The 18,371-nt window shown below is 61.5% G+C and carries 16 protein-coding genes; 10 read left to right on the plus strand and 6 right to left on the minus strand.

What is annotated here, in order from left to right; genetic code table 11:
* Window positions 1-88: 88 nt before the first annotated feature.
* Both NKI41_RS00005 and NKI41_RS00010 read right to left on the minus strand, forming a co-directional pair.
* Window positions 89-457 (minus strand): four helix bundle protein, encoded by a 369-nt coding sequence (locus tag NKI41_RS00005; RefSeq protein WP_352502066.1) that lies wholly within the window; start codon window positions 455-457, stop codon window positions 89-91.
* Window positions 458-515: 58 nt separating this feature from the next.
* Window positions 516-1,949: a glutamine synthetase family protein gene (locus NKI41_RS00010; protein WP_352457076.1), complete on the minus strand. Its 1,434-nt coding sequence runs from the start codon at window positions 1,947-1,949 to the stop codon at window positions 516-518.
* Window positions 1,950-2,118: 169 nt separating this feature from the next.
* Between NKI41_RS00010 and NKI41_RS00015 the strand changes: the two genes are divergently transcribed.
* Complete coding sequence (locus NKI41_RS00015) at window positions 2,119-2,835, plus strand: HAD family hydrolase (protein WP_352472713.1); 717 nt, start codon at window positions 2,119-2,121, stop codon at window positions 2,833-2,835.
* Window positions 2,836-2,867: 32 nt separating this feature from the next.
* Here NKI41_RS00015 and NKI41_RS00020 read toward each other — a convergent pair whose 3' ends face one another.
* Window positions 2,868-3,257 (minus strand): ANTAR domain-containing protein, encoded by a 390-nt coding sequence (locus NKI41_RS00020; RefSeq protein WP_245274728.1) that lies wholly within the window; start codon window positions 3,255-3,257, stop codon window positions 2,868-2,870.
* Window positions 3,258-3,684: 427 nt separating this feature from the next.
* Between NKI41_RS00020 and NKI41_RS00025 the strand changes: the two genes are divergently transcribed.
* Window positions 3,685-4,146 (plus strand): RidA family protein, encoded by a 462-nt coding sequence (locus NKI41_RS00025; protein ID WP_352472712.1) that lies wholly within the window; start codon window positions 3,685-3,687, stop codon window positions 4,144-4,146.
* Between the two features lie 65 nt (window positions 4,147-4,211).
* On the opposite strand, the gene NKI41_RS00030 is transcribed toward NKI41_RS00025, so the two are convergent.
* Both NKI41_RS00030 and aceA read right to left on the minus strand, forming a co-directional pair.
* Window positions 4,212-4,454, minus strand: coding sequence for an SMc00767 family acetate metabolism repressor (locus NKI41_RS00030; protein ID WP_023719402.1), 243 nt, complete (start codon window positions 4,452-4,454; stop codon window positions 4,212-4,214).
* A gap of 78 nt (window positions 4,455-4,532) precedes the next feature.
* On the minus strand, window positions 4,533-5,822 hold the full coding sequence (gene aceA, locus NKI41_RS00035) for an isocitrate lyase (RefSeq protein ID WP_352680808.1): 1,290 nt from the start codon (window positions 5,820-5,822) through the stop codon (window positions 4,533-4,535).
* Window positions 5,823-6,060: 238 nt separating this feature from the next.
* Between aceA and NKI41_RS00040 the strand changes: the two genes are divergently transcribed.
* The 7 genes from NKI41_RS00040 to NKI41_RS00070 all read left to right on the plus strand — a co-directional run bounded on the left by NKI41_RS00040 (window position 6,061) and on the right by NKI41_RS00070 (window position 14,199).
* A complete protein-coding gene (locus NKI41_RS00040) occupies window positions 6,061-7,512 on the plus strand; it encodes a helix-turn-helix domain-containing protein (RefSeq protein WP_352680810.1) in 1,452 nt (483 codons plus the stop codon).
* A 196-nt stretch (window positions 7,513-7,708) separates the two neighbouring features.
* Complete coding sequence (locus NKI41_RS00045) at window positions 7,709-8,521, plus strand: DUF2167 domain-containing protein (RefSeq protein WP_352680812.1); 813 nt, start codon at window positions 7,709-7,711, stop codon at window positions 8,519-8,521.
* A gap of 268 nt (window positions 8,522-8,789) precedes the next feature.
* Window positions 8,790-9,743 carry a DMT family transporter gene (locus NKI41_RS00050; RefSeq protein WP_352680813.1) on the plus strand — a complete coding sequence of 318 codons (954 nt, stop codon included), beginning with the start codon at window positions 8,790-8,792 and terminating at the stop codon, window positions 9,741-9,743.
* 352 nt (window positions 9,744-10,095) lie between these two features.
* Complete coding sequence (locus tag NKI41_RS00055) at window positions 10,096-11,193, plus strand: polyamine ABC transporter substrate-binding protein (protein WP_352472707.1); 1,098 nt, start codon at window positions 10,096-10,098, stop codon at window positions 11,191-11,193.
* Between the two features lie 73 nt (window positions 11,194-11,266).
* Entirely contained in the window at window positions 11,267-12,406 is a 1,140-nt protein-coding gene (locus tag NKI41_RS00060; RefSeq protein WP_023677452.1) for an ABC transporter ATP-binding protein, read from the plus strand.
* Between the two features lie 9 nt (window positions 12,407-12,415).
* Window positions 12,416-13,384: an ABC transporter permease subunit gene (locus NKI41_RS00065; RefSeq protein WP_352502073.1), complete on the plus strand. Its 969-nt coding sequence runs from the start codon at window positions 12,416-12,418 to the stop codon at window positions 13,382-13,384.
* Entirely contained in the window at window positions 13,381-14,199 is an 819-nt protein-coding gene (locus NKI41_RS00070; RefSeq protein ID WP_023677454.1) for an ABC transporter permease, read from the plus strand. Before NKI41_RS00065 ends, NKI41_RS00070 begins: the two co-directional genes overlap by 4 nt.
* Window positions 14,200-14,208: 9 nt before the next feature.
* On the opposite strand, the gene NKI41_RS00075 is transcribed toward NKI41_RS00070, so the two are convergent.
* The gene (locus tag NKI41_RS00075; protein ID WP_352680815.1) at window positions 14,209-16,059 is read right to left on the minus strand and encodes an AsmA family protein; all 1,851 of its coding nucleotides are present in this window, start codon (window positions 16,057-16,059) and stop codon (window positions 14,209-14,211) included.
* Window positions 16,060-16,342: 283 nt separating this feature from the next.
* Between NKI41_RS00075 and NKI41_RS00080 the strand changes: the two genes are divergently transcribed.
* Window positions 16,343-18,301 (plus strand): acetoacetate--CoA ligase, encoded by a 1,959-nt coding sequence (locus tag NKI41_RS00080; RefSeq protein ID WP_352680817.1) that lies wholly within the window; start codon window positions 16,343-16,345, stop codon window positions 18,299-18,301.
* Window positions 18,302-18,371: the final 70 nt, after the last annotated feature.

Here is an 18,371-nt window from a genome sequence, read left to right on the forward strand (position 1 = left end):
CTCCGGGAGCTGGGGCGTAGGGGTGTCCGTGTGTACGGGTATAGCCCTTTTTGGCAGTAGGGCAGTAGGGCAGTAGGGCAGTAGGTGTCTATTCAGCCGACAGCTTGCGGATCAGAAGCCGCAAGAGCTTTCCTACGCTCTCGCTGTGGGGCATCAGTGACTCGACGGCCTCGCGAGAGGTAATTCCAACCCTTTGCGCGATTAAAAGGTGTGTCTCCAGTTCCTTGAGTGATCCCTGGGCGATCCTGAGAAACTGCTGGTAGGAAGCTCGGCTTTCTCGGCCGTAACCCTCGGCGATGTTGGCGGGCACCGACGTTGCTGCCCGACGCACCTGACCCGTCAGCCCGTAGATCTCGTCTTTCGGCCAAGTCCTTGTCACCTGGTAGATTGCAACTGTTAGGTCCATGGCTTGCTGCCAAACGATCAGATCCCTGTAAGATGCGATCTTGTCCGTCATCCTTGCCCTACTGCCCTACTGCCCTACTGCCATATTGCCCTACTCCCCTACTCCCCTACTACACATTCAGCAGCAAATACTCCCTCTCCCACGGGCTGATCACTTCCATGAAGGTTTCGAATTCCGCTCGCTTGATCGCCGCATAGGTGGCGGCAAATGACTTGCCGAGCAGCGCGCCGAGTTCTTCGTCTGCCTCGAACAGGTCGACGGCTTCGAGCAGGCTGCGCGGCAGGTCGATCTGGTCCTCGTTGGCGGTCGTCAGAACCGGCGGCTCGGCCTTGATCTTGTTGGTCATGCCGATCAGTCCGCAGGCAAGCGATGCCGCCAGCGCCAGATAGGGGTTGGCGTCGGAGGAGGGGATGCGGTTTTCGACGCGCCGCGCCGCCGGGTCGGAGCGAGGCACGCGGAAGGCCGTGGTGCGGTTGTCGTAGCCCCATTTGTTGTTGACCGGCGCCGAGGCCGACTGCGTCAGCCGCCGGTAGGAATTGACATAGGGCGCAAACATCACCAGCGCGTTGGGCACATGTTTCTGCATGCCGCCGATGAAGTGGAAGAAGGCCTCGGTCTCCGAGCCGTCCTCCGCCGAAAAGACGTTCTTGCCGGTCTTCTTGTCGATGATCGACTGATGGATATGCATGGCCGAACCGGGCTGCCCTTGGATCGGCTTGGCCATAAACGTGGCGTAGATCTCGTGCTTGAGCGCCGCCTCGCGGATGGTTCGCTTGAACATGAACACCTGGTCGGCGAGCTCGATCGGATCGCCGTGACGCAGATTGATTTCGAGCTGGCCGGCGCCCTCCTCGTGGATCAGCGTGTCGATCTCCAGGCCCTGGCTTTCGGAGAAATGGTAGATGTCGTCGATCAATTCGTCGAATTCGTTAACCCCGGCGATCGAATAGCCGGCGCCGCCGCCGATCGGCCGTCCCGATCGACCTACTGGCGGGGTCAGCGGATAGTCCGGATCGGGGTTCTTGCGCACCAGGTAGAACTCGATCTCGGGTGCCACGACCGGCCTCAGCCCACGCTTGTCATAGGCGGCAAGCACGCGCTTCAGCACGTTGCGCGGCGTGAACTCGACCGAGCGGCCGTCCTGGTGGACGAGGTCGCAGATAACCGCCGCGGTAGGGTCCTCCTCCCACGGCACCACCGTCAGCGTCGAGAGGTCAGGCATCAGCTTGAGGTCGCCGTCGTCCTCCGGATAGTGGAAGCCGTTGCCGTCCTCCGGATAGCCGCCGGAAATCGTTGTCATGAACACCGCCGAAGGCAGCGCCAGCGAGGTGTTGGAGGTGAACTTCTTCGATGGCATCATCTTGCCGCGCGCAACCCCGGCCTGGTCGGGTGTGATGCATTCGATATCTTCGATGCCGCGCCATTCCAGCCAGGCGCTGACTTCCTTCCAGTTCTTGACGCCACGTTGGTTTTTCACGAAGGCAGGCGTGCGGGCGCGTCCTCCGCGGCTCGACGGACGGACTTCCTTTTTTGCAGGCGGCATCAATCACCAGATTTGTTGCAGATTGTGGAGTATAGCCGTTGCCGGCGACGAAAGGGAAGGGGAGCCGGCTGGCGTCCGCCTCGACTAGCCGGGGAAACACAACGACTTCCGGATAAAAACATCCTGGTCTAGGGTCGGCGTCCCGCAACGCCGCAATTGAAGACGTCGAATGCAACACAGCCGCAAACTGACAACGATCGGCTTCGATGCCGACGACACGCTGTGGCAGAACGAACAGTTCTTCCGCGTGACCGAGAAGCGCTTTGCCGCACTGCTCGCCGATCACGCCGAGGAGGACCGGATTTCAGCAAGATTGCTGGAGGCCGAGAAGCGCAACCTCGCGGTCTACGGCTTCGGCATCAAGGGGTTCACGCTGTCGATGATCGAGACGGCGATCGACGTCACCGACGGCCAGGTGCGGGCCTCGACTATCGCCGAAATTCTCGCCGCGGGCCGCGAGATGCTCAGCCATCCGATCGAGCCGCTTCCGCATGCGCGCGAAACCGTGGAAAAGCTGGCCGGCGCCTACCGCCTGGTGCTGATCACCAAGGGCGACCTGTTCGACCAGGAACGCAAGCTCGCGCAATCCGGGCTGGGCGAGCTGTTTGATGCCGTCGAGATCGTCAGCGACAAGAGCGCGGCCACCTATAGCCGCATTTTCACCCGCCACGGCGACGGCCCGGAAAAGGGCATGATGGTCGGCAACTCGCTCAAATCGGACGTCGTGCCGGCCATCGAAGCCGGCAGTTGGGGCATCCACGTTCCGCATGATCTGACCTGGGTGCTGGAACATGTCGAGCCGCCGGTCTCGGCACCACGCTTTCGCCAGATAGCCAATCTCGGTGAACTGCCGGGCTTGATCGAGCGTATCGGCGAGATTGATTGATCAGGTCTGCAGCCGAGGCATCACGGTAGGCGTCAATTGCGGCTAATTGCGATCAGCCGGTCGATCACCGGCTGCAGCCGTTCGGTGGTGATCGGCTTGACGACCACTGCGTCGATGACGCTGGACAGGCCCAGGCTCTCCGGCGTGCCGGTCTTGACTGAAAGCAGGATCACCGACGGAAGCGATCTGCCTGACGCCCTTCGCAGTGCATCGATACCCGACAGCAAGGCGTCGCAGTCCCCGTTCTCCGCACCGCCGTCGAGAACGACAGTCCCGGGAATCAGCGCGTGCAAGGCCTTTGCCGCGGTTTCGGGAGTTTCCGAGATCGGTTTGAGGCCGGACCGCTCCACGATTTTTGAAACCACGACGCGGTTGATCGGTGATTTTCCGACCACCAGCACCCGCGAGAAATCCGGGAGCATCCGCGTCTCTACGTCCCGGCTGACGAAAGGCAGCTGTTTTGCAGTCTCGATGTCGCGATTCGCAGGGCACATGGCGGGGCAGGCCGTTGTTCAATGTTTCAATGCAGGGTTGAAACTCGAGAGGTAATTGGCGTGAGATCACTGCTCATGTCAAGCTCAAATGGCGTATCAGGAGAATATCTCAAGAAACATTAAAATTAAAATTAAGTGCTTTTCTTTGCCGCCGCTCGAAAGGAGAAGTCGCCACCACAACCGGGCAGGCTCAGCTAAGTTTGGCTGTGCAGCGCGAACGCGTCAACTAGCAGCTATAGCCAGATTGACGAAAGGTTGGATGAAGTCGAGGCAAGTCTGTCGCGAGCTTGTCGCATCGCCTCGCCGGACTACCCTTCCTCGTTGGCTACGTCTCTTTGATCGACGGGAGATGACAATGGAACTCGTGACTCACAAGAAATTCAAAAATGGCCGGTTGATGCCATGGGGAAAGGGTACGGTCGTTACCGGCGCGAAGGGGTTTGTCTACCTTTCCGGAAACACCGCGACCGCCGAGGACTACGATCCGATCGGCAAAAGCGGCGGCGGCGCGGTCGGCGGTGCGGCCGCGCAGTGGCGCGCAATTCTCACCAACATCAAATCAGATCTGGAAGAGCTTGGCACTGCGCTCGAGCATCTCATCCGGCTGACCTTCTTTGTTAAGGGGCCATTTCCCGATGGCGGCGTTCTGAGCTCTCCTAATTTTCGCCTGGACGTCTTGGACGAATTCTTTGCCGAGCACTGCCCGAAGCACTGCAGCTACAACAACCCGCCGCCCTCGGAAGTTATCGGCGTTGCAGCACTTGCGCAGCCTGATCTTGTCATTGAAATCGTTGCACTAGCGGCTCTGCCGAACTAGGCAGAGCCGCGGCGTGCGGGGTGCGATAACATGCGCTCAAAAAAGGCGCGGTGCGGTAGAATTCATCAGTCGTGGCTCCGTTGCGTGACGATGACCGGGATCAGCAGATCGCCCCAGTTGCCATCGCCGCCATGGTGCCGTGCCGAGCGCACCAGTTCGACCGAGACGCCGGCCTCGACCGCCTTCATTACCGACTGATTGAGCCTGTGCAGATCGTTCGCCAGCATGCGGATGGTCGCCTGCTGGTCGACATTCATGCTGGTGGCCTGCTCTTCGGCCCGTTCCTTGACGCGGCTTATCGATGCCATTGGTCTTCTCCCTGTGTTGCCTTGCCTGTTGTGTTGCCATGCCCGCTTGGGCGTTCCCTCTGTTTGTCTGCTGTTCCGCTATTCCGCCGCCGGCCTGAATTGGGCGTGCTCGGTCGATCCATGCATGGCCGTGGTCGAGGACTGGCCACCGGTGATCGCCATTGAGACGGCGTCGAAATAGCCGGTGCCGACCTCGCGCTGGTGCTTGGTGGCGGTGTAGCCATTGGCTTCCGCGGCGAATTCCGCCTCCTGCAGTTCCGAATAGGCTGCCATCTGCCGCTCCTTGTAGCCGCGGGCGAGCTCGAACATGCCGAAATTGAGCTGGTGGAAACCGGCCAGCGTAATGAACTGGAACTTGTAACCCATGGCGCCGAGTTCCTTCTGGAATTTCGCAATCGTCGCGTCATCGAGATTCTTCTTCCAGTTGAAAGACGGCGAGCAATTATAGGCAAGCAGCTTGCCTGGATGATGCTTGCGCACGCCCTCGGCAAACGTCCTGGCCTGCGCCAGATCGGGCTTGGAAGTCTCACACCAGATCAGGTCCGCATAGGGCGCATAGGCGACGGCGCGAGCGATGCAGGGCTCGATGCCGTTGCTGACATGGTAGAAGCCCTCCGCCGTGCGGCCGGCGCCATAATCGACGAAGGGCCGGTCGCGTTCGTCGATGTCGGAGGTCAAGAGCTTTGCCGCTTCAGCGTCGGTGCGCGCCACGACCAGCGTCGGCGTGCCCATGACGTCGGCGGCAAGCCGCGCCGCGTTGAGGTTGCGGATGTGTGCGGCGGTCGGGATCAGTACTTTGCCGCCGAGATGGCCGCATTTCTTCTCCGAAGCCAGCTGGTCCTCGTAATGGACACCGGCCGCACCCGCCTCGATGAACGCCTTCATGATCTCGAAGGCGTTGAGCGGCCCGCCGAAGCCGGCTTCGGCATCGGCGACGATCGGCGCGAACCAGGTGTCGACCGACAGCCCCTTGCCTTCCGAAGTCTCGATCTGGTCGGCGCGCTGTAAGGTGCGGTTGATGCGCTTGACCAGCTCGGGCGCCGCATTGGCGGGATAGAGCGACTGGTCCGGGTACATCGCGGAAGCGGTGTTGGCATCTGCGGCGACCTGCCATCCCGACAGATAGATCGCTTTCAGCCCCGCCCGCACCTGCTGCATCGCCTGGTTGCCCGACATGGCACCCAGCGCGTTGACGAAATCCTCTTCATGGATGAGCTGCCACAGCCGGTTTGCCCCCATTTCGGCGAGGCTCTGCCGGATCTGCACCGAGCCGCGCAGCCGCTTCACCTCCTCCGGCGAATAGGGCCGTTCGATGCCATCAAAGCGGCCTTGCGGCGCCGACGGGACAAGGTTGTAAAAGTCGGTCATTGGTCACTCCAGGCGGTTTTGATGCCGGTTTTCGGAAGGCGTCGCAGAGGAAAAATGCGTGCGCCATGTGTGACATCATTTACATGCCGGCACGACGCAAGCGAGGTAAACCTCCAGGTTAGCCAGAAAATAAGAGAAAACCTGTGTTGTGTTTGACTGATGTGAGCTGTAAATTTGTCATGATTGTAAAACGCCGCCATGCCATCAGCGGATGTAAATTTCTGTCAAGGGCAGTCGATTGGCCGACCACAAAATCTTTGCCGGGCCGCGCATTCGTCGCATCCGCAACGCCAAGGGGCTGACCCAGACGGCGATGGCCGAAGGGCTCGGCATCTCGCCGTCCTATCTCAATCTCATCGAGCGCAACCAGCGGCCGCTGACGGTGCAACTGATCCTGAGACTGGCAACTGTCTACAAGGTCAACCCGCACGAATTGCAAGGCGAGGCGAGGGGGTCGGTTGCCGACTTGAAGGAAGTGTTTTCAGATCCGTTGCTGGCCGGCGAACTGCCGGGCGACCAGGAACTCATCGAGCTTGCCGAGGCGGCGCCCAACGCCTCCGCTGCCGTCATAAAGCTGTTTCGCGCCTATCGCGAGCAGGCCGAGCGGCTATCCGATCTCAACGAACTGCTCGCGCGTGACGGCAAGGCCACCGCCCTCTCCGGTGCCAGGCTGCCGATCGACGAGGTGCATGAGATTTTCGAACGCCGGCCGAACCATTTTGCCGCGCTCGAAGAGGAAGCCGAGGCATTCACGTCGGTGCTCGATCCCGGCGACGATCTGTTCAGTGCGTTGAAGGCCTGGCTGCGGCGTGAATTCGGCATCGTCGTCAAGGTACTGCCGGTCGCCACCATGCCCAACTGGCGGCGTCGCTATGACCGTCACTCGCAGCGCCTGTTCCTGTCCGAGCGGCTGTCGCCATTCGATCAACTGCGCGAGGTGGCGATGGAGGCCTGCCTGATCCGCATGAGCGTCGCTGTCGCCGCCGAGATCCAGGTGCTGAAGCTGACCACCGACGAAGCCCGCCGGCTGGCGCGTTTCGAGCTCGGCCGCTATGCCGCGCACGCGCTGATGATGCCCTATCAGCCTTTTCACGCGGCGGCGGTCCGCGCCCGCTATGACATCGACATGTTGCGGTCGCGCTTCGGCGTTTCGTTCGAGCAGGCGGCCAACCGGCTGACCACCCTGCAGCGGCCGGGTGCGCTGGCTGTGCCGTTCTTCATGCTCGAGATCGACAATGCCGGCAATCGCTTCCGCAAGGCGGGCAGCCACGGCTTTCCGCAAAGCCGCTTCGGCGGCGGCTGTCCGAAGCTGCCGGTCCATGCCGCCTTCGCTCAGCCCGGCCAGATCCTGGTCGAGGCAGTGGAAATGCCAGATGGCGCAGCGTTTCTCTGCATTGCCCGCACGCTCGAGGGGCCGCAGGGCTCGTTTGCCGAGCGCCCGCGGCGCACGGCGCTGTTGCTCGGCTGCGACATCGGTTTTCGCGACGAGGTCGTCTATGGAGCGGCATTGCCGGGGCCGGCCGCCATCGGCAAGACCGGACAGAGCGCCGCTGCGCTGGCTACGCCGGTCGGCCCTGCCTGCCGGCTGTGCGAACGCATCGGCTGCCTCGCCCGCGCCGAGCCACCCGTTACACGTCCGCTCGGCCTCGACGAGATGGTCACGGGACTGTCGGCGTTCGATTTCCAGTGATTCGGCTCCAGCAATATTGCGGCTGAATCTTCGACCAAAGGACCTCATCTGTTCCTGCGGCGGCAACCAGTAAGCTGGTTCGCGGTTGCCGGCCAAAATATTGGTTCGGCCAAAATATTGATTCAGCCGAATATTGATTCAGCATTGACGGTACGGTATCAAAAAAAAGAACTGCGCAACGGTCGGGGGATCAATGATGGGCAGGACAGTTTTTTGGCTTGGCTTGGCGCTCGCGTTTTCCGCCGATCCCGCATTGGCTGAAAAGTCCTCGGATTTCTTCAAGTCCTATCAACAGTATAATGATGCCGGCAAGGCGTTCCTGGACAAGATCGATCCGAAGACCGGCGCGATAAATCTTGCCGAAGGCATCCATCTCGACCTCAAGGACAAGTTCTATTTTCTGGACAAGAAGGACACGCTCTCCGTCCTCACCGAAGCCTGGGGCAATCCGCCCGACTCTGGTTCCGATGCCCTCGGCATGATCTTTCCAGTCTCCCATGATCCCATTGCCGACAACAATTGGGGGATAGAGCTGCGCTGGGAAAAGATCGGTTACGTCGACGACAGCGACGCCGCGTCCATCGATTACAATGAACTGCTGCGCAACATGCAGTCAGACACTCTGTCCGGCAACGATCAGAGGGTAAAGGATGGCTATGCGCCCATTACGCTGATCGGCTGGGCGTCGCCGCCGGTTTATGACGCGGCCCACAAGCGCCTGCACTGGGCCAAGGAGCTGCAATTTGGCAACGATGCCGCCCATACGCTCAACTACGACGTCCGTTTCCTTGGCAGGGAGGGCGTCTTCGTGATGAGCTATATCGCGACGGTGGAACAATTGCCGGAGATAAGGCAAAGCCTGGATGAAGTGCTTGGCCTCGCGGACTTCAATACCGGCAAGACATACGCCGATTTCGTGCCGGGCGTCGATACAGTTGCGGCGATTGGCGTCGGTGGCCTGATTGCCGGCAAGCTGGCGGCGAAAGCAGGTTTCTGGTCGTGGCGCTGATCGCGCTGAAAAAGTTTGGCCTGCTCCTGCTGGTTCCGCTGGCCGGTCTCTGGCGCTTTATCCGCGGCAATAGGGGCACGTCGTAAAGCCATCGTCGACAGGTCGCCTCGGATCATCGCCGGGCGAGGGCGATGCGCCCTCATCAGTGCGCCAAACGGAACATCGAACTGGATCACGCCCGGCCTTCTGCTTTGCGTTACGCGAATGAGGCACGTCTCTGTCGTCCATTGCACATCGTGCTGCTCCGAATTCGCCGACAGTCATACCCATGACCGATACCGCATCATCTCCGGTTGCCGCTTCGCCGATCGTGTCGCCGCAAGGCGAACGCGTCGGCTTCCTGCTGGTATTCCTGTCGGCGTTGATGTGGAGCTTCGGCGGCAGCATTGCGCGCTTCATCGACAACGCCGACAGCTGGACGGTGGTGTTCTGGCGCTCGGTCTGGGCCGCCGCCTTCCTGCTCTGCTTCATGGTCTGGCGCGATGGCTGGCGTGGCACGCTGAAGCTGTTTCGCGGCATGGGCCTGGCCGGCCTTGCGGTGGCGTTCTGCTTCGCCACGGCGTCGACCTCTTTCGTCGTGGCGCTTGCCTATACCACCGTCGCCAACATCCTGTTGATGCAGGCCGGTGTGCCGCTTCTGGCGGCGCTGTTTGCCTGGGCGCTGTTTCGCGAACGGGTGGCGGTGGCGACCTGGGTGGCGATCGCCGCCGTTATTGTCGGCGTCGCCATCATGGTGTCGGAATCGCTCGATGGCGCGGTGTCGCCAATCGGCGACGGGCTGGCGCTGCTCATCGCTGTCATGTTCTCGATCGCCACCGTCATCACGCGCCGCTTTGCCCATGTGCGCATGACGCCGGCGACCTGCCTCGGCACGATGCTGGCGGCCGCCTTTGCGGCATCGCAGGCGTCGGCGCTGGGCGTCTCCAGCCACGATATGGGCTTCCTCTTTGCCTTTGGCGTGATCAATCTGGGACTCGGTCTCGCCTTCTTCGCCACCGGTGCCCGGCTTGTTCCGGCCGCTGTGGCGGCGCTGCTCGGCACGTTCGAACCGATCCTTGGCCCGATCTGGGTCTGGCTCATTCATTCCGAGGTGCCGTCGGCGCGTACCATCGTCGGCGGTGCCGTCGTCGTCACCGCGCTCCTCGTCCATATCGGGCTCGAGTTCAAGCGCCAGACGCGGCCCGCGCGAGCGGGCGTCATCGGTGTGCCGTCACCTAATTGATGCAGTGCGCGCGTCAAAGCGAGATGAACCATTGACAACGTCGCAGCCGCGCGGGCAGGCTGCGATCACGGCAACAACAAGACAGGCGTATCTTGCCAAGTCTCCATGCCGGCCGCATTGAGGCCGGACAATATCGTCGTCTCCCTGCCCGCGCCGTAGCGAAAGCTTCCGACGGCGTCGGAACTCCACCAACGCCACGCCAGGTCTTCGCTGTCGGCTCGCCGCCGAACCATAATGGCGCCGGCAATTCGCGCTTGTCGCCTGCCTGCAAGCCCAATACCTTGAAGCAAATGCCCAGCCGCGCGGACGCCGCGACGAGCTGGCGATGGAACACTCATCAAAGGAGAATAGCATGACCCGCAAAGCGCTCTGGCTTTCGGCGACTTCGGCGTTTCTGGCAGTTTTTACCTTTGGCGCGCATGCCGAGGATCGCGTCGTCAACGTCTTCAACTGGTCGGACTATATCGACAGTTCGATCATCGACGACTTCACCAAGGAAACCGGCATCAAGGTCGTCTACGACACTTTCGATTCCAACGAGATCCTGGAAACGAAACTGCTCGCCGGCGGCAGCGGCTACGATGTCGTCGTGCCCAGCGGCAATTTCCTTGCACGCCAGATCCAGGCGGGTGTGTTCCAGAAGCTCGACAAGTCGAAACTGCCGAACATTTCAAATATGTGGGACACGGTCATGGAACGGACCGCCAAATATGATCCCGGCAACGAATATTCGATCAACTACATGTGGGGTACGGTCGGCATCGGCTACAACATCAAGAAGGTGCAGGCAGCGCTCGGCACCGACAAGATCGACAGCTGGGACGTGTTCTTCAATCCCGAAAGCCTGGCCAAATTGAAGGACTGCGGCGTCTATGTACTGGATTCGCCGGCCGACATCATACCGGCGGCACTGAAATATCTGGGCCTCGATCCGAACAGCACGTCGCCCGATGAGATTGCCAAGGCCGAAGAAACCTTGCTGAAGGTCCGGCCCTATATCCGCAAGTTCCACTCCTCCGAATACATCAACGCCCTGGCCAATGGCGACATCTGCCTGGCGGTCGGCTGGTCGGGTGACGTCTTCCAGGCCCGCAACCGCGCGGACGAAGCCAAGCAGGGTGTCGAGATCGGCTACTCGGTGCCGAAGGAAGGTGCCCAGATGTGGTTCGACCAGATGGCGATCCCGGCCGGTGCAGCGCATGTCGCCGAAGCGCATGAGTTCCTGAACTACATGATGAAGCCCGAAGTGATCGCCAAATCGTCGAACTATGTGCTCTATGCCAACGGCAACAAGGCTTCGCAGCAGTTCATCGACAAGGCGATCCTGGAAGATCCGGCGATCTATCCGGATGCAGCCACCTTGCAGAAGCTCTACACCGTATCGCCTTACGATCCCAAGACCCAGCGCATCATCACCCGCACCTGGACCAAGATCGTCACCGGCCAATAGCAATCTGACCAGGCTCCGGCAGCCGTTGCCGGAGCCGCTTTCTCATGGGGCAAGCAGCAGGACGGAGTGGGACATGAAATCGCTTGGCAGCATCCGCAGGGATTTTGCGCCATGGAACGATCCGAACGCCAAGCCATACATCCAGTTCGACAACGTCACCAAGAAATTCGGTGAGTTCACAGCGGTCAACAACCTGTCGCTGACCATTTTCGAACGCGAATTCTTTGCCTTGCTGGGGGCCTCAGGCTGCGGGAAATCGACACTGCTCAGGATGCTTGCGGGCTTCGAGGAGCCGACCGCCGGCCGCATCCTGCTCGACGGCCAGGATCTGCGCGGCATTCCGCCCTACCGGCGGCCGGTCAACATGATGTTCCAGTCCTACGCCTTGTTTCCGCACATGACGGTCGAGAACAATATCGCCTTCGGCCTCAAGCAGGAAGGCATGGCCAAGGCCGACATCGACAAGCGCGTCGCCGAGATGCTGAAGCTGGTCAAGCTCGAGCAGTTCGCCAAGCGCAAACCGCACCAATTGTCGGGCGGCCAGCGCCAGCGCGTCGCACTCGCGCGCTCGGTGGCAAAGCGGCCGAAAGTCCTGCTGCTCGACGAGCCGCTTGGCGCGCTGGACAAGAAGCTGCGCGAGGAGACCCAGTTCGAGCTGATGGACCTGCAGCAGAACCTCGGCCTCACCTTCGTCGTCGTCACCCATGATCAGGAAGAGGCGATGACGATGGCCGACCGCATCGCCATCATCGACAAGGGCGAGGTGATGCAGGTGGCGACGCCGGCCGAGGTCTACGAAGCGCCGGGTTCCCGCTTCGTCGCCGGCTTCGTCGGCAATGTGAATATGTTCGACGGCAAGATCGCGGCTGGCGAGGCCGGCAGCGCGAGCATCGATGCCGGCAACGGCATCACCATCCGGACCGAAAATGCCGGCAGTGCCGCCGCCGGAACATCGGTTACCTTCGCCATCAGGCCGGAGAAGATAAAGGTGTCCTCCACGAAACCGGCCGGTGCCGTCAACGCCATCGAAGGCGAGGTCTACGATATAGCCTATCTCGGCGACATGACCGTCTATCACGTCAGGCTGGACGACGGTCAGGTGGTGCGGGCGAGCACCATGAACGCGGCACGCCTCACCGAGGACCCATTGACCTGGAACGACCGCGCCTGGGTTTCTTTCCGCCCCGACGCCGGCGTCGTCCTGACACGGTAGGGACTGATCATGTCCGCTGTCACCGCCGCAACAAGCTCTCCGGCAAGCGCTGCCGGCAAATCCGCCTTGGTCAGGCTGGGAGCCGCCTTCGTTAGCCAGCTCGTCATCATCATCCCCTACCTCTGGCTGCTGTTCTTCTTTCTCGTGCCTTTCATCATCGTCTTCAAGATTTCGCTGTCGCAGACTGCGATCGCCATGCCGCCCTACACGCCGGTGCTCGATTTCCGCAGCGGCATTTCCGGGTTTATCTCGGAATTCGGCGCGCTCAATTTCGACAACTATACCTGGCTGACGCAGGATGCGCTTTACTTCAATGCCTATGTGACGAGCGTCATCGTCGCCGCCATCTCGACGGTCCTGACATTGCTGGTCGGCTATCCCATAGCCTATGGCATGGCGCGCGCCCCAGCGACGATTCGCCCGACCTTGCTGATGCTGGTGATCCTGCCGTTCTGGACCTCGTTCCTGATCCGTGTCTACGCCTGGATCGGCATCCTTAAGCCCGAGGGCCTGCTCAACCAGCTGCTGCTCGCCACCGGCATCATCAGCCAACCGCTGATCATCCTCAACACCTATACGGCGATCTTCATCGGCATCGTCTACTCCTATCTGCCGTTCATGGTGCTGCCGCTCTATTCGTCCTTGGAGAAGATGGACCATTCTCTGATCGAGGCCGCCAAGGATCTCGGCTGTCCGCCGACCAGCGCCTTTTGGAAGATCACCTTCCCCCTGTCGCTGCCCGGCGTCATCGCTGGCTGCCTGCTGGTGTTCATTCCCGCCGTCGGCGAGTTCGTCATTCCCGACCTGCTCGGCGGCTCGCAGACGCTGATGATCGGCAGAACGCTGTGGAACGAGTTCTTCGCCAACCGTGACTGGCCGGTGTCCTCCGCCGTCGCCGTTATCTTGCTGCTGCTGCTGATCGTGCCGATCATGCTCTTCCAGCGAGCCCAGGCGCGCGCCCAGGAGCAGGACCAATGAACGCGACCTGGAGCCGCTTCAACATCATTTCGATCGTGCTCGGCTTTGCCTTTCTTTACCTGCCGATCGTCCTGCTCGTCGTGTTCTCTTTCAACGAATCGAAGCTGGTCACCGTCTGGGGTGGCTTCTCGACGAAATGGTACGTGTCGCTGTTCCACAACCGGGGTCTGATGGACGCCACCTGGGTGACGGCCCGCGTCGGCGTCATCTCGGCAAGCGTGGCGACCGTGCTCGGCACGCTGGCGGCGCTCACCTTGACACGCTACACGCGCTTTCGCGGCCGGCTTCTGTTTTCCGGCATGGTGTTTGCGCCGCTGGTCATGCCGGAAGTCATCACCGGCCTGTCGCTGCTGCTGCTCTTCGTCGCCGTCGGCCTCGACCGCGGCTTTCTGACGGTGACGCTTGCCCACACCACGCTAACCATGTGCTTCGTTGCGGTGGTGGTTCAATCGCGCCTGATCACGTTCGATCGTTCGCTGGAAGAGGCCGCGATGGACCTCGGTGCGCCACCGGTGAAGACCTTCTTCCAGATCACGCTGCCGGTTATCATGCCGGCTATCGTCTCCGGCTGGATGCTGGCCTTCACGCTGTCGCTCGATGATTTGGTTATTGCCAGCTTCACCTCGGGACCCGGCGCCACGACGCTGCCGATGAAGATCTACAGCCAGGTCCGCCTTGGCGTGACGCCGGAAATCAACGCAGCCTGCACCATCTTGATCGCGGTCGTCGCAGTTGGCGTGATCATCGCTTCGCTCGCAAACAAACGCCGCGAGGTGCAGCGCCAGCGCGACGAGCAGGCCGCGCAGCGCGGTTGAAGCTGCTGCTTACTCTCCCGAAACGCCGCGGCTTATCGGCGAGATGAACGGCGTGCTCCAGGTGCCGCCGACGAAGAAGGACGACTGATTGGGTCCCTGGCCGTTCGTCTGCGTGGCAGCCTGGCTCGGCTGGACGATGCCGCCGGACAGCGCCAGCCCGCGTCCGGCATAGGATGCGATGCCGGAAAGCCAGATCTTGTATTGCGCGGAATTCACCTCGGCCTTGTCGATGCGCGCCACGCCGTTCGAAATGCTCGCCTTGAGCTCGGCCCCGTCGATCGGCAGCGTTCCGTCCGAGACGTCCTCCAGCGCGAAGAATCCGCCCTGTTCGGTGTGCTTGAGGAACGCCGGCAGGTTAAGCCGGCTCAGCGCACCTGCGCCGAACGTCGCGGACAGCGAGCCATTGGCGTTTTCGAAAATCGAGTCCCAGGTTCTGCCAGGTCCTTTGAGGATGACCGAAACGGTTCCAGTGCCGATCGGCACCAGCCGCGTCATCCCGGCCGCGGTGCCGAAAGCGCCGCCGTCGATATCGGAAGCAAGCAGCCGGATCTCGACTTCCGTGCCGGCGGGCTTGCGGTCGAAACGGACGCTGCTCTGGACGTTGCCGCCAAAGGCGGATGCATCCGAGATGTCGAAGACGGCAAGGCCGTTCTTGACCTGGGCAGTGGCAGCGACGTCGGCAAGCTGGATGGCGCCGGCGGTGGCATGCGCCGCCGACAGCCTGAGATCGAGATTGATCCGGTCGGCGAAGCTTGTGTCGATCTCGCCCGGGCCGGTGCCGCCGGCGGATGGTACCGGCGTAAAGGCGGAGAGAAATGATCTGAGGTCGAGCGTATCGAAGGCAAGTGTGCCGGAGATCACCGGCAGTGCCTCACCATAGGTGAAGTCCAGCGCACCCATTCCCGGGTTGTTGTCGAGGGTCAGGGCCGTGTTTTCAAATTTGACGCGCCCGGCCGTCGCCGTGATCTTGCTTGAAACCGAGATCGAGCCGATTGCGGCACCGGGCGCGATGCCGGCCTGCGACCATTCGAGCACGCGTCGGAGCGAAGGTGCGGCGAATTTCGCCTGGCCGTCGAAATAGCCGTTCTCCGACATGCTGGCGCGGCCGTCGAACGAAAAACTGGCCGGTGCCGCCTTGAAGGAAAATGTGGCCGGTGCTGTGCCGCCACCAAACAGCACGAGCGGGTTCGGCGATGCTGCGTCGATGGCAACACTTTCGCCGCGCCATATCCCGGTCGCCGACAGCGTCGCATTGCTGTTCATCGCGGCCCAGTTCGCCTGGCCGCTCAGGCTGCTCAATATCTCCTGGTCCTTGCCGCCGATGGCGGCCACTACGCGGCCGTCCCTGAACTCGACTGTGCCGAACGGATCTGTCGGCAGCTTGCCGAGATCCGGCTTGGCGGGATTTGTGTTGATCACCGCGCGGGCAGCATCGATCGAACGCGTAATGCGCCCACCGCTGGGAATCGCAGGCAGGAAAAACCCGCTAGCGGTACGCTGAACCCGGATCGTCGGTCGTACCAGCCGCGCCGTCGAAAACACCACATCGCCACGCAGCGCCGCCATCGCTGAGAGGTCGACCTCGACCCGTTCGGCCTCGACCACGGGCGGCGCATCCGTCTCTGTCCATTGCGACAGCGTCACGTCGCTCAGGATCGCCCGGAAATTCGGCCAGACCTCGATACGCGGCGCGCCGTCGATGGTGACCCGGAAACCGCTCCACGCGCTCATTTCCCACGCGATACGGTCGCGTACGATGCGGGTCGAGGCGATCAACGGCAAGGCTGCGACAACCAGCGCGATGACGATGACGGCTGCGCCGATCGCCCATATTCCGCGTCGGATCAAAGGTGATGGCATATCGCCCCGTATGCTTCCATTCCGACAAAATCGCCCGACGGGTGTAACCGACGGCTGACGCATTTCAAGTCTTTATGGCCCGGCGATGGCATTTGCGCACACCCTGACCGGCGCGGTCCAACAAAATCTTGCTCTGCTGCATCGCGATATGCATAAGCGATGCCAATGCATGTCGCCCAAAAGTGCCCAGCGGTTTTGGGATAAACGACATGTATAAAGACAAAAGTTTAAAGCGCGTCGCGTGAATCTCTTCAAACGTGACGTGCTTTGAGGAGGAACAAAGATGGCTGACGACGCACCGCTCTGGATCCCGACGCAAGAGCAGATCGACGCGGCGCCGATGACCGCCTTCATGAACGCCGCGGCGAACATGGCCGGCAAGGTTTTCTCCTCCTATGCCGACCTGCATCGCTGGTCGATCGATGATCGCGAGACCTTCTGGAGCCTGGTCTGGGACTTTTGTGGCATCGTCGGCGACAAGGGCGAACGCGTGCTGGTCGATGGCAACAAGATGCCCGGCGCGACCTTCTTTCCTGAGGCAAAGCTGAACTTCGCCGAGAATCTCCTCAAGAAAACCGGGCTTGGCGACGCAATCGTCTTTCGCGGCGAGGACAAGGTCGAGCGGCGGCTGTCCTGGAACGAGCTGCATGCGCTGACCTCGCGCCTGCAGCAGCTTTTGCTGTCACTCAAGGTGAAGAAGGGCGACCGCATCGCCGCGATGATGCCCAGCATGCCGGAGACCGTTGCTGCGATGCTGGCGGCCGCCTCGATCGGCGCGGTCTGGTCGTCCTGCTCCCCAGATTTCGGCGAGCAGGGGGTTCTCGACCGGTTCGGCCAGATCGAGCCTGTCGTGTTCATCGCGCCGGACGGCTACTGGTACAATGGCAAGGCGATCGAAGTCGCCGACAAGATCGCGGCCGTGGCGGGCAAGCTCGCCACCGTCCGCAAAGTCCTCATTGTCGACTATCTCGGCACCTCGCTCGACGTCGCCGCGACCATCGGCAAGGCGGCTGCGCTGGAAGAGGCGCTGTCACCCTTTGCCGCAAGGCCTGTCGCCTACGAAAGGCTGCCGTTTTCGCATCCGCTGTACATCCTGTTTTCATCGGGCACGACCGGCATTCCCAAATGCATTGTCCATTCGGCCGGCGGAACGCTGATCCAGCACGTCAAGGAAGAACGGCTGCATGCCGGCCTGCTCGACGGCGACCGCTTCTTCTACTTCACCACCTGCGGCTGGATGATGTGGAACTGGCTGGTGTCGGGCCTGGCATCGGGCGCCACCTTGCTGCTCTACGACGGCTCGCCGTTCTACCCGGACGGCAATGCGCTGTTCGACTTCGCCGATGCCGAAAAGATGACCTATTTCGGCACCTCGGCCAAATTCATCGATTCCGTGCGCAAGGCCGGCCTGAAGCCGATCCGCACGCATGATCTTTCCAGCGTGCGCACCATCTCATCGACCGGCTCGCCGCTATCGCCGGAAGATTTCCGCTTCGTCTATGAAGGCATCAAGAAGGACGTGCATCTGGCTTCGATTTCCGGCGGCACCGATATCGTTTCCTGCTTCGTGCTCGGCGTGCCGATCGAACCGGTATGGACCGGCGAGATCCAAGGGCCCGGGCTCGGCCTTGCCGTCGATGTCTGGGACGATGACGGCCGCCCGCTCCGCCAGGAGAAGGGCGAGCTCGTCTGCACCAAGGCGTTTCCGGCAATGCCGATCGGCTTCTGGAACGACCCTGACGGCAGGAAATACAAAGCCGCCTATTTCGAACGTTTCGACGATGTCTGGTGCCACGGCGATTTCGCCGAATGGACCGTCCATGGCGGCCTGATCATCCATGGCCGTTCCGACGCCACGCTCAATCCGGGCGGTGTCAGGATCGGCACGGCGGAGATCTACAATCAGGTCGAGCAGATGCCGGAAATCCTCGAAGCGCTATGCATCGGCCAGGATTTCGACAATGACGTGCGCGTCGTGCTGTTCGTGCGGCTGGCGGCCGGCGTTGAGCTCGACGCCGAGCTGGAAAAACGCATCCGCGCGAAAATCCGCAGCGGGGCGAGCCTGCGCCATGTGCCGGCCAAGATCGTCGCCGTCAGCGATATTCCGCGAACCAAATCGGGCAAGATCACCGAGCTCGCGGTACGCGACATGGTGCACGGCCGCGCCATCAAGAACAAGGAAGCGCTCGCCAATCCCGAAGCGCTCGAGCTGTTCCGCAGCCTGCCGCAGCTTGCCGACTGACCCCGGGATCCAAGGTGGCGCTGTTTTGAGGTCTCAGGTATCGTTAACAAATTATCTCTTCGGAATTTAC

Source organism: Mesorhizobium sp. M0601 (assembly GCF_040320845.1).
In the GTDB taxonomy this organism is placed as follows: Bacteria; Pseudomonadota; Alphaproteobacteria; order Rhizobiales; family Rhizobiaceae; genus Mesorhizobium.

Bases quoted from the DNA above. Each gene is read 5' to 3' on its own strand.
- NKI41_RS00005 (WP_352502066.1), bottom strand. From the start codon at position 457: ATGACGGACAAGATCGCATCTTACAGGGATCTGATCGTTTGGCAGCAA.
- NKI41_RS00010 (WP_352457076.1), bottom strand. From the start codon at position 1,949: ATGCCGCCTGCAAAAAAGGAAGTCCGTCCGTCGAGCCGCGGAGGACGC.
- NKI41_RS00015 (WP_352472713.1), top strand. From the start codon at position 2,119: ATGCAACACAGCCGCAAACTGACAACGATCGGCTTCGATGCCGACGAC.
- NKI41_RS00020 (WP_245274728.1), bottom strand. From the start codon at position 3,257: ATGCTCCCGGATTTCTCGCGGGTGCTGGTGGTCGGAAAATCACCGATC.
- NKI41_RS00025 (WP_352472712.1), top strand. From the start codon at position 3,685: ATGGAACTCGTGACTCACAAGAAATTCAAAAATGGCCGGTTGATGCCA.
- NKI41_RS00030 (WP_023719402.1), bottom strand. From the start codon at position 4,454: ATGGCATCGATAAGCCGCGTCAAGGAACGGGCCGAAGAGCAGGCCACC.
- aceA (WP_352680808.1), bottom strand. From the start codon at position 5,822: ATGACCGACTTTTACAACCTTGTCCCGTCGGCGCCGCAAGGCCGCTTT.
- NKI41_RS00045 (WP_352680812.1), top strand. From the start codon at position 7,709: ATGGGCAGGACAGTTTTTTGGCTTGGCTTGGCGCTCGCGTTTTCCGCC.
- NKI41_RS00050 (WP_352680813.1), top strand. From the start codon at position 8,790: ATGACCGATACCGCATCATCTCCGGTTGCCGCTTCGCCGATCGTGTCG.
- NKI41_RS00055 (WP_352472707.1), top strand. From the start codon at position 10,096: ATGACCCGCAAAGCGCTCTGGCTTTCGGCGACTTCGGCGTTTCTGGCA.
- NKI41_RS00060 (WP_023677452.1), top strand. From the start codon at position 11,267: ATGAAATCGCTTGGCAGCATCCGCAGGGATTTTGCGCCATGGAACGAT.
- NKI41_RS00065 (WP_352502073.1), top strand. From the start codon at position 12,416: ATGTCCGCTGTCACCGCCGCAACAAGCTCTCCGGCAAGCGCTGCCGGC.
- NKI41_RS00070 (WP_023677454.1), top strand. From the start codon at position 13,381: ATGAACGCGACCTGGAGCCGCTTCAACATCATTTCGATCGTGCTCGGC.
- NKI41_RS00075 (WP_352680815.1), bottom strand. From the start codon at position 16,059: ATGCCATCACCTTTGATCCGACGCGGAATATGGGCGATCGGCGCAGCC.
- NKI41_RS00080 (WP_352680817.1), top strand. From the start codon at position 16,343: ATGGCTGACGACGCACCGCTCTGGATCCCGACGCAAGAGCAGATCGAC.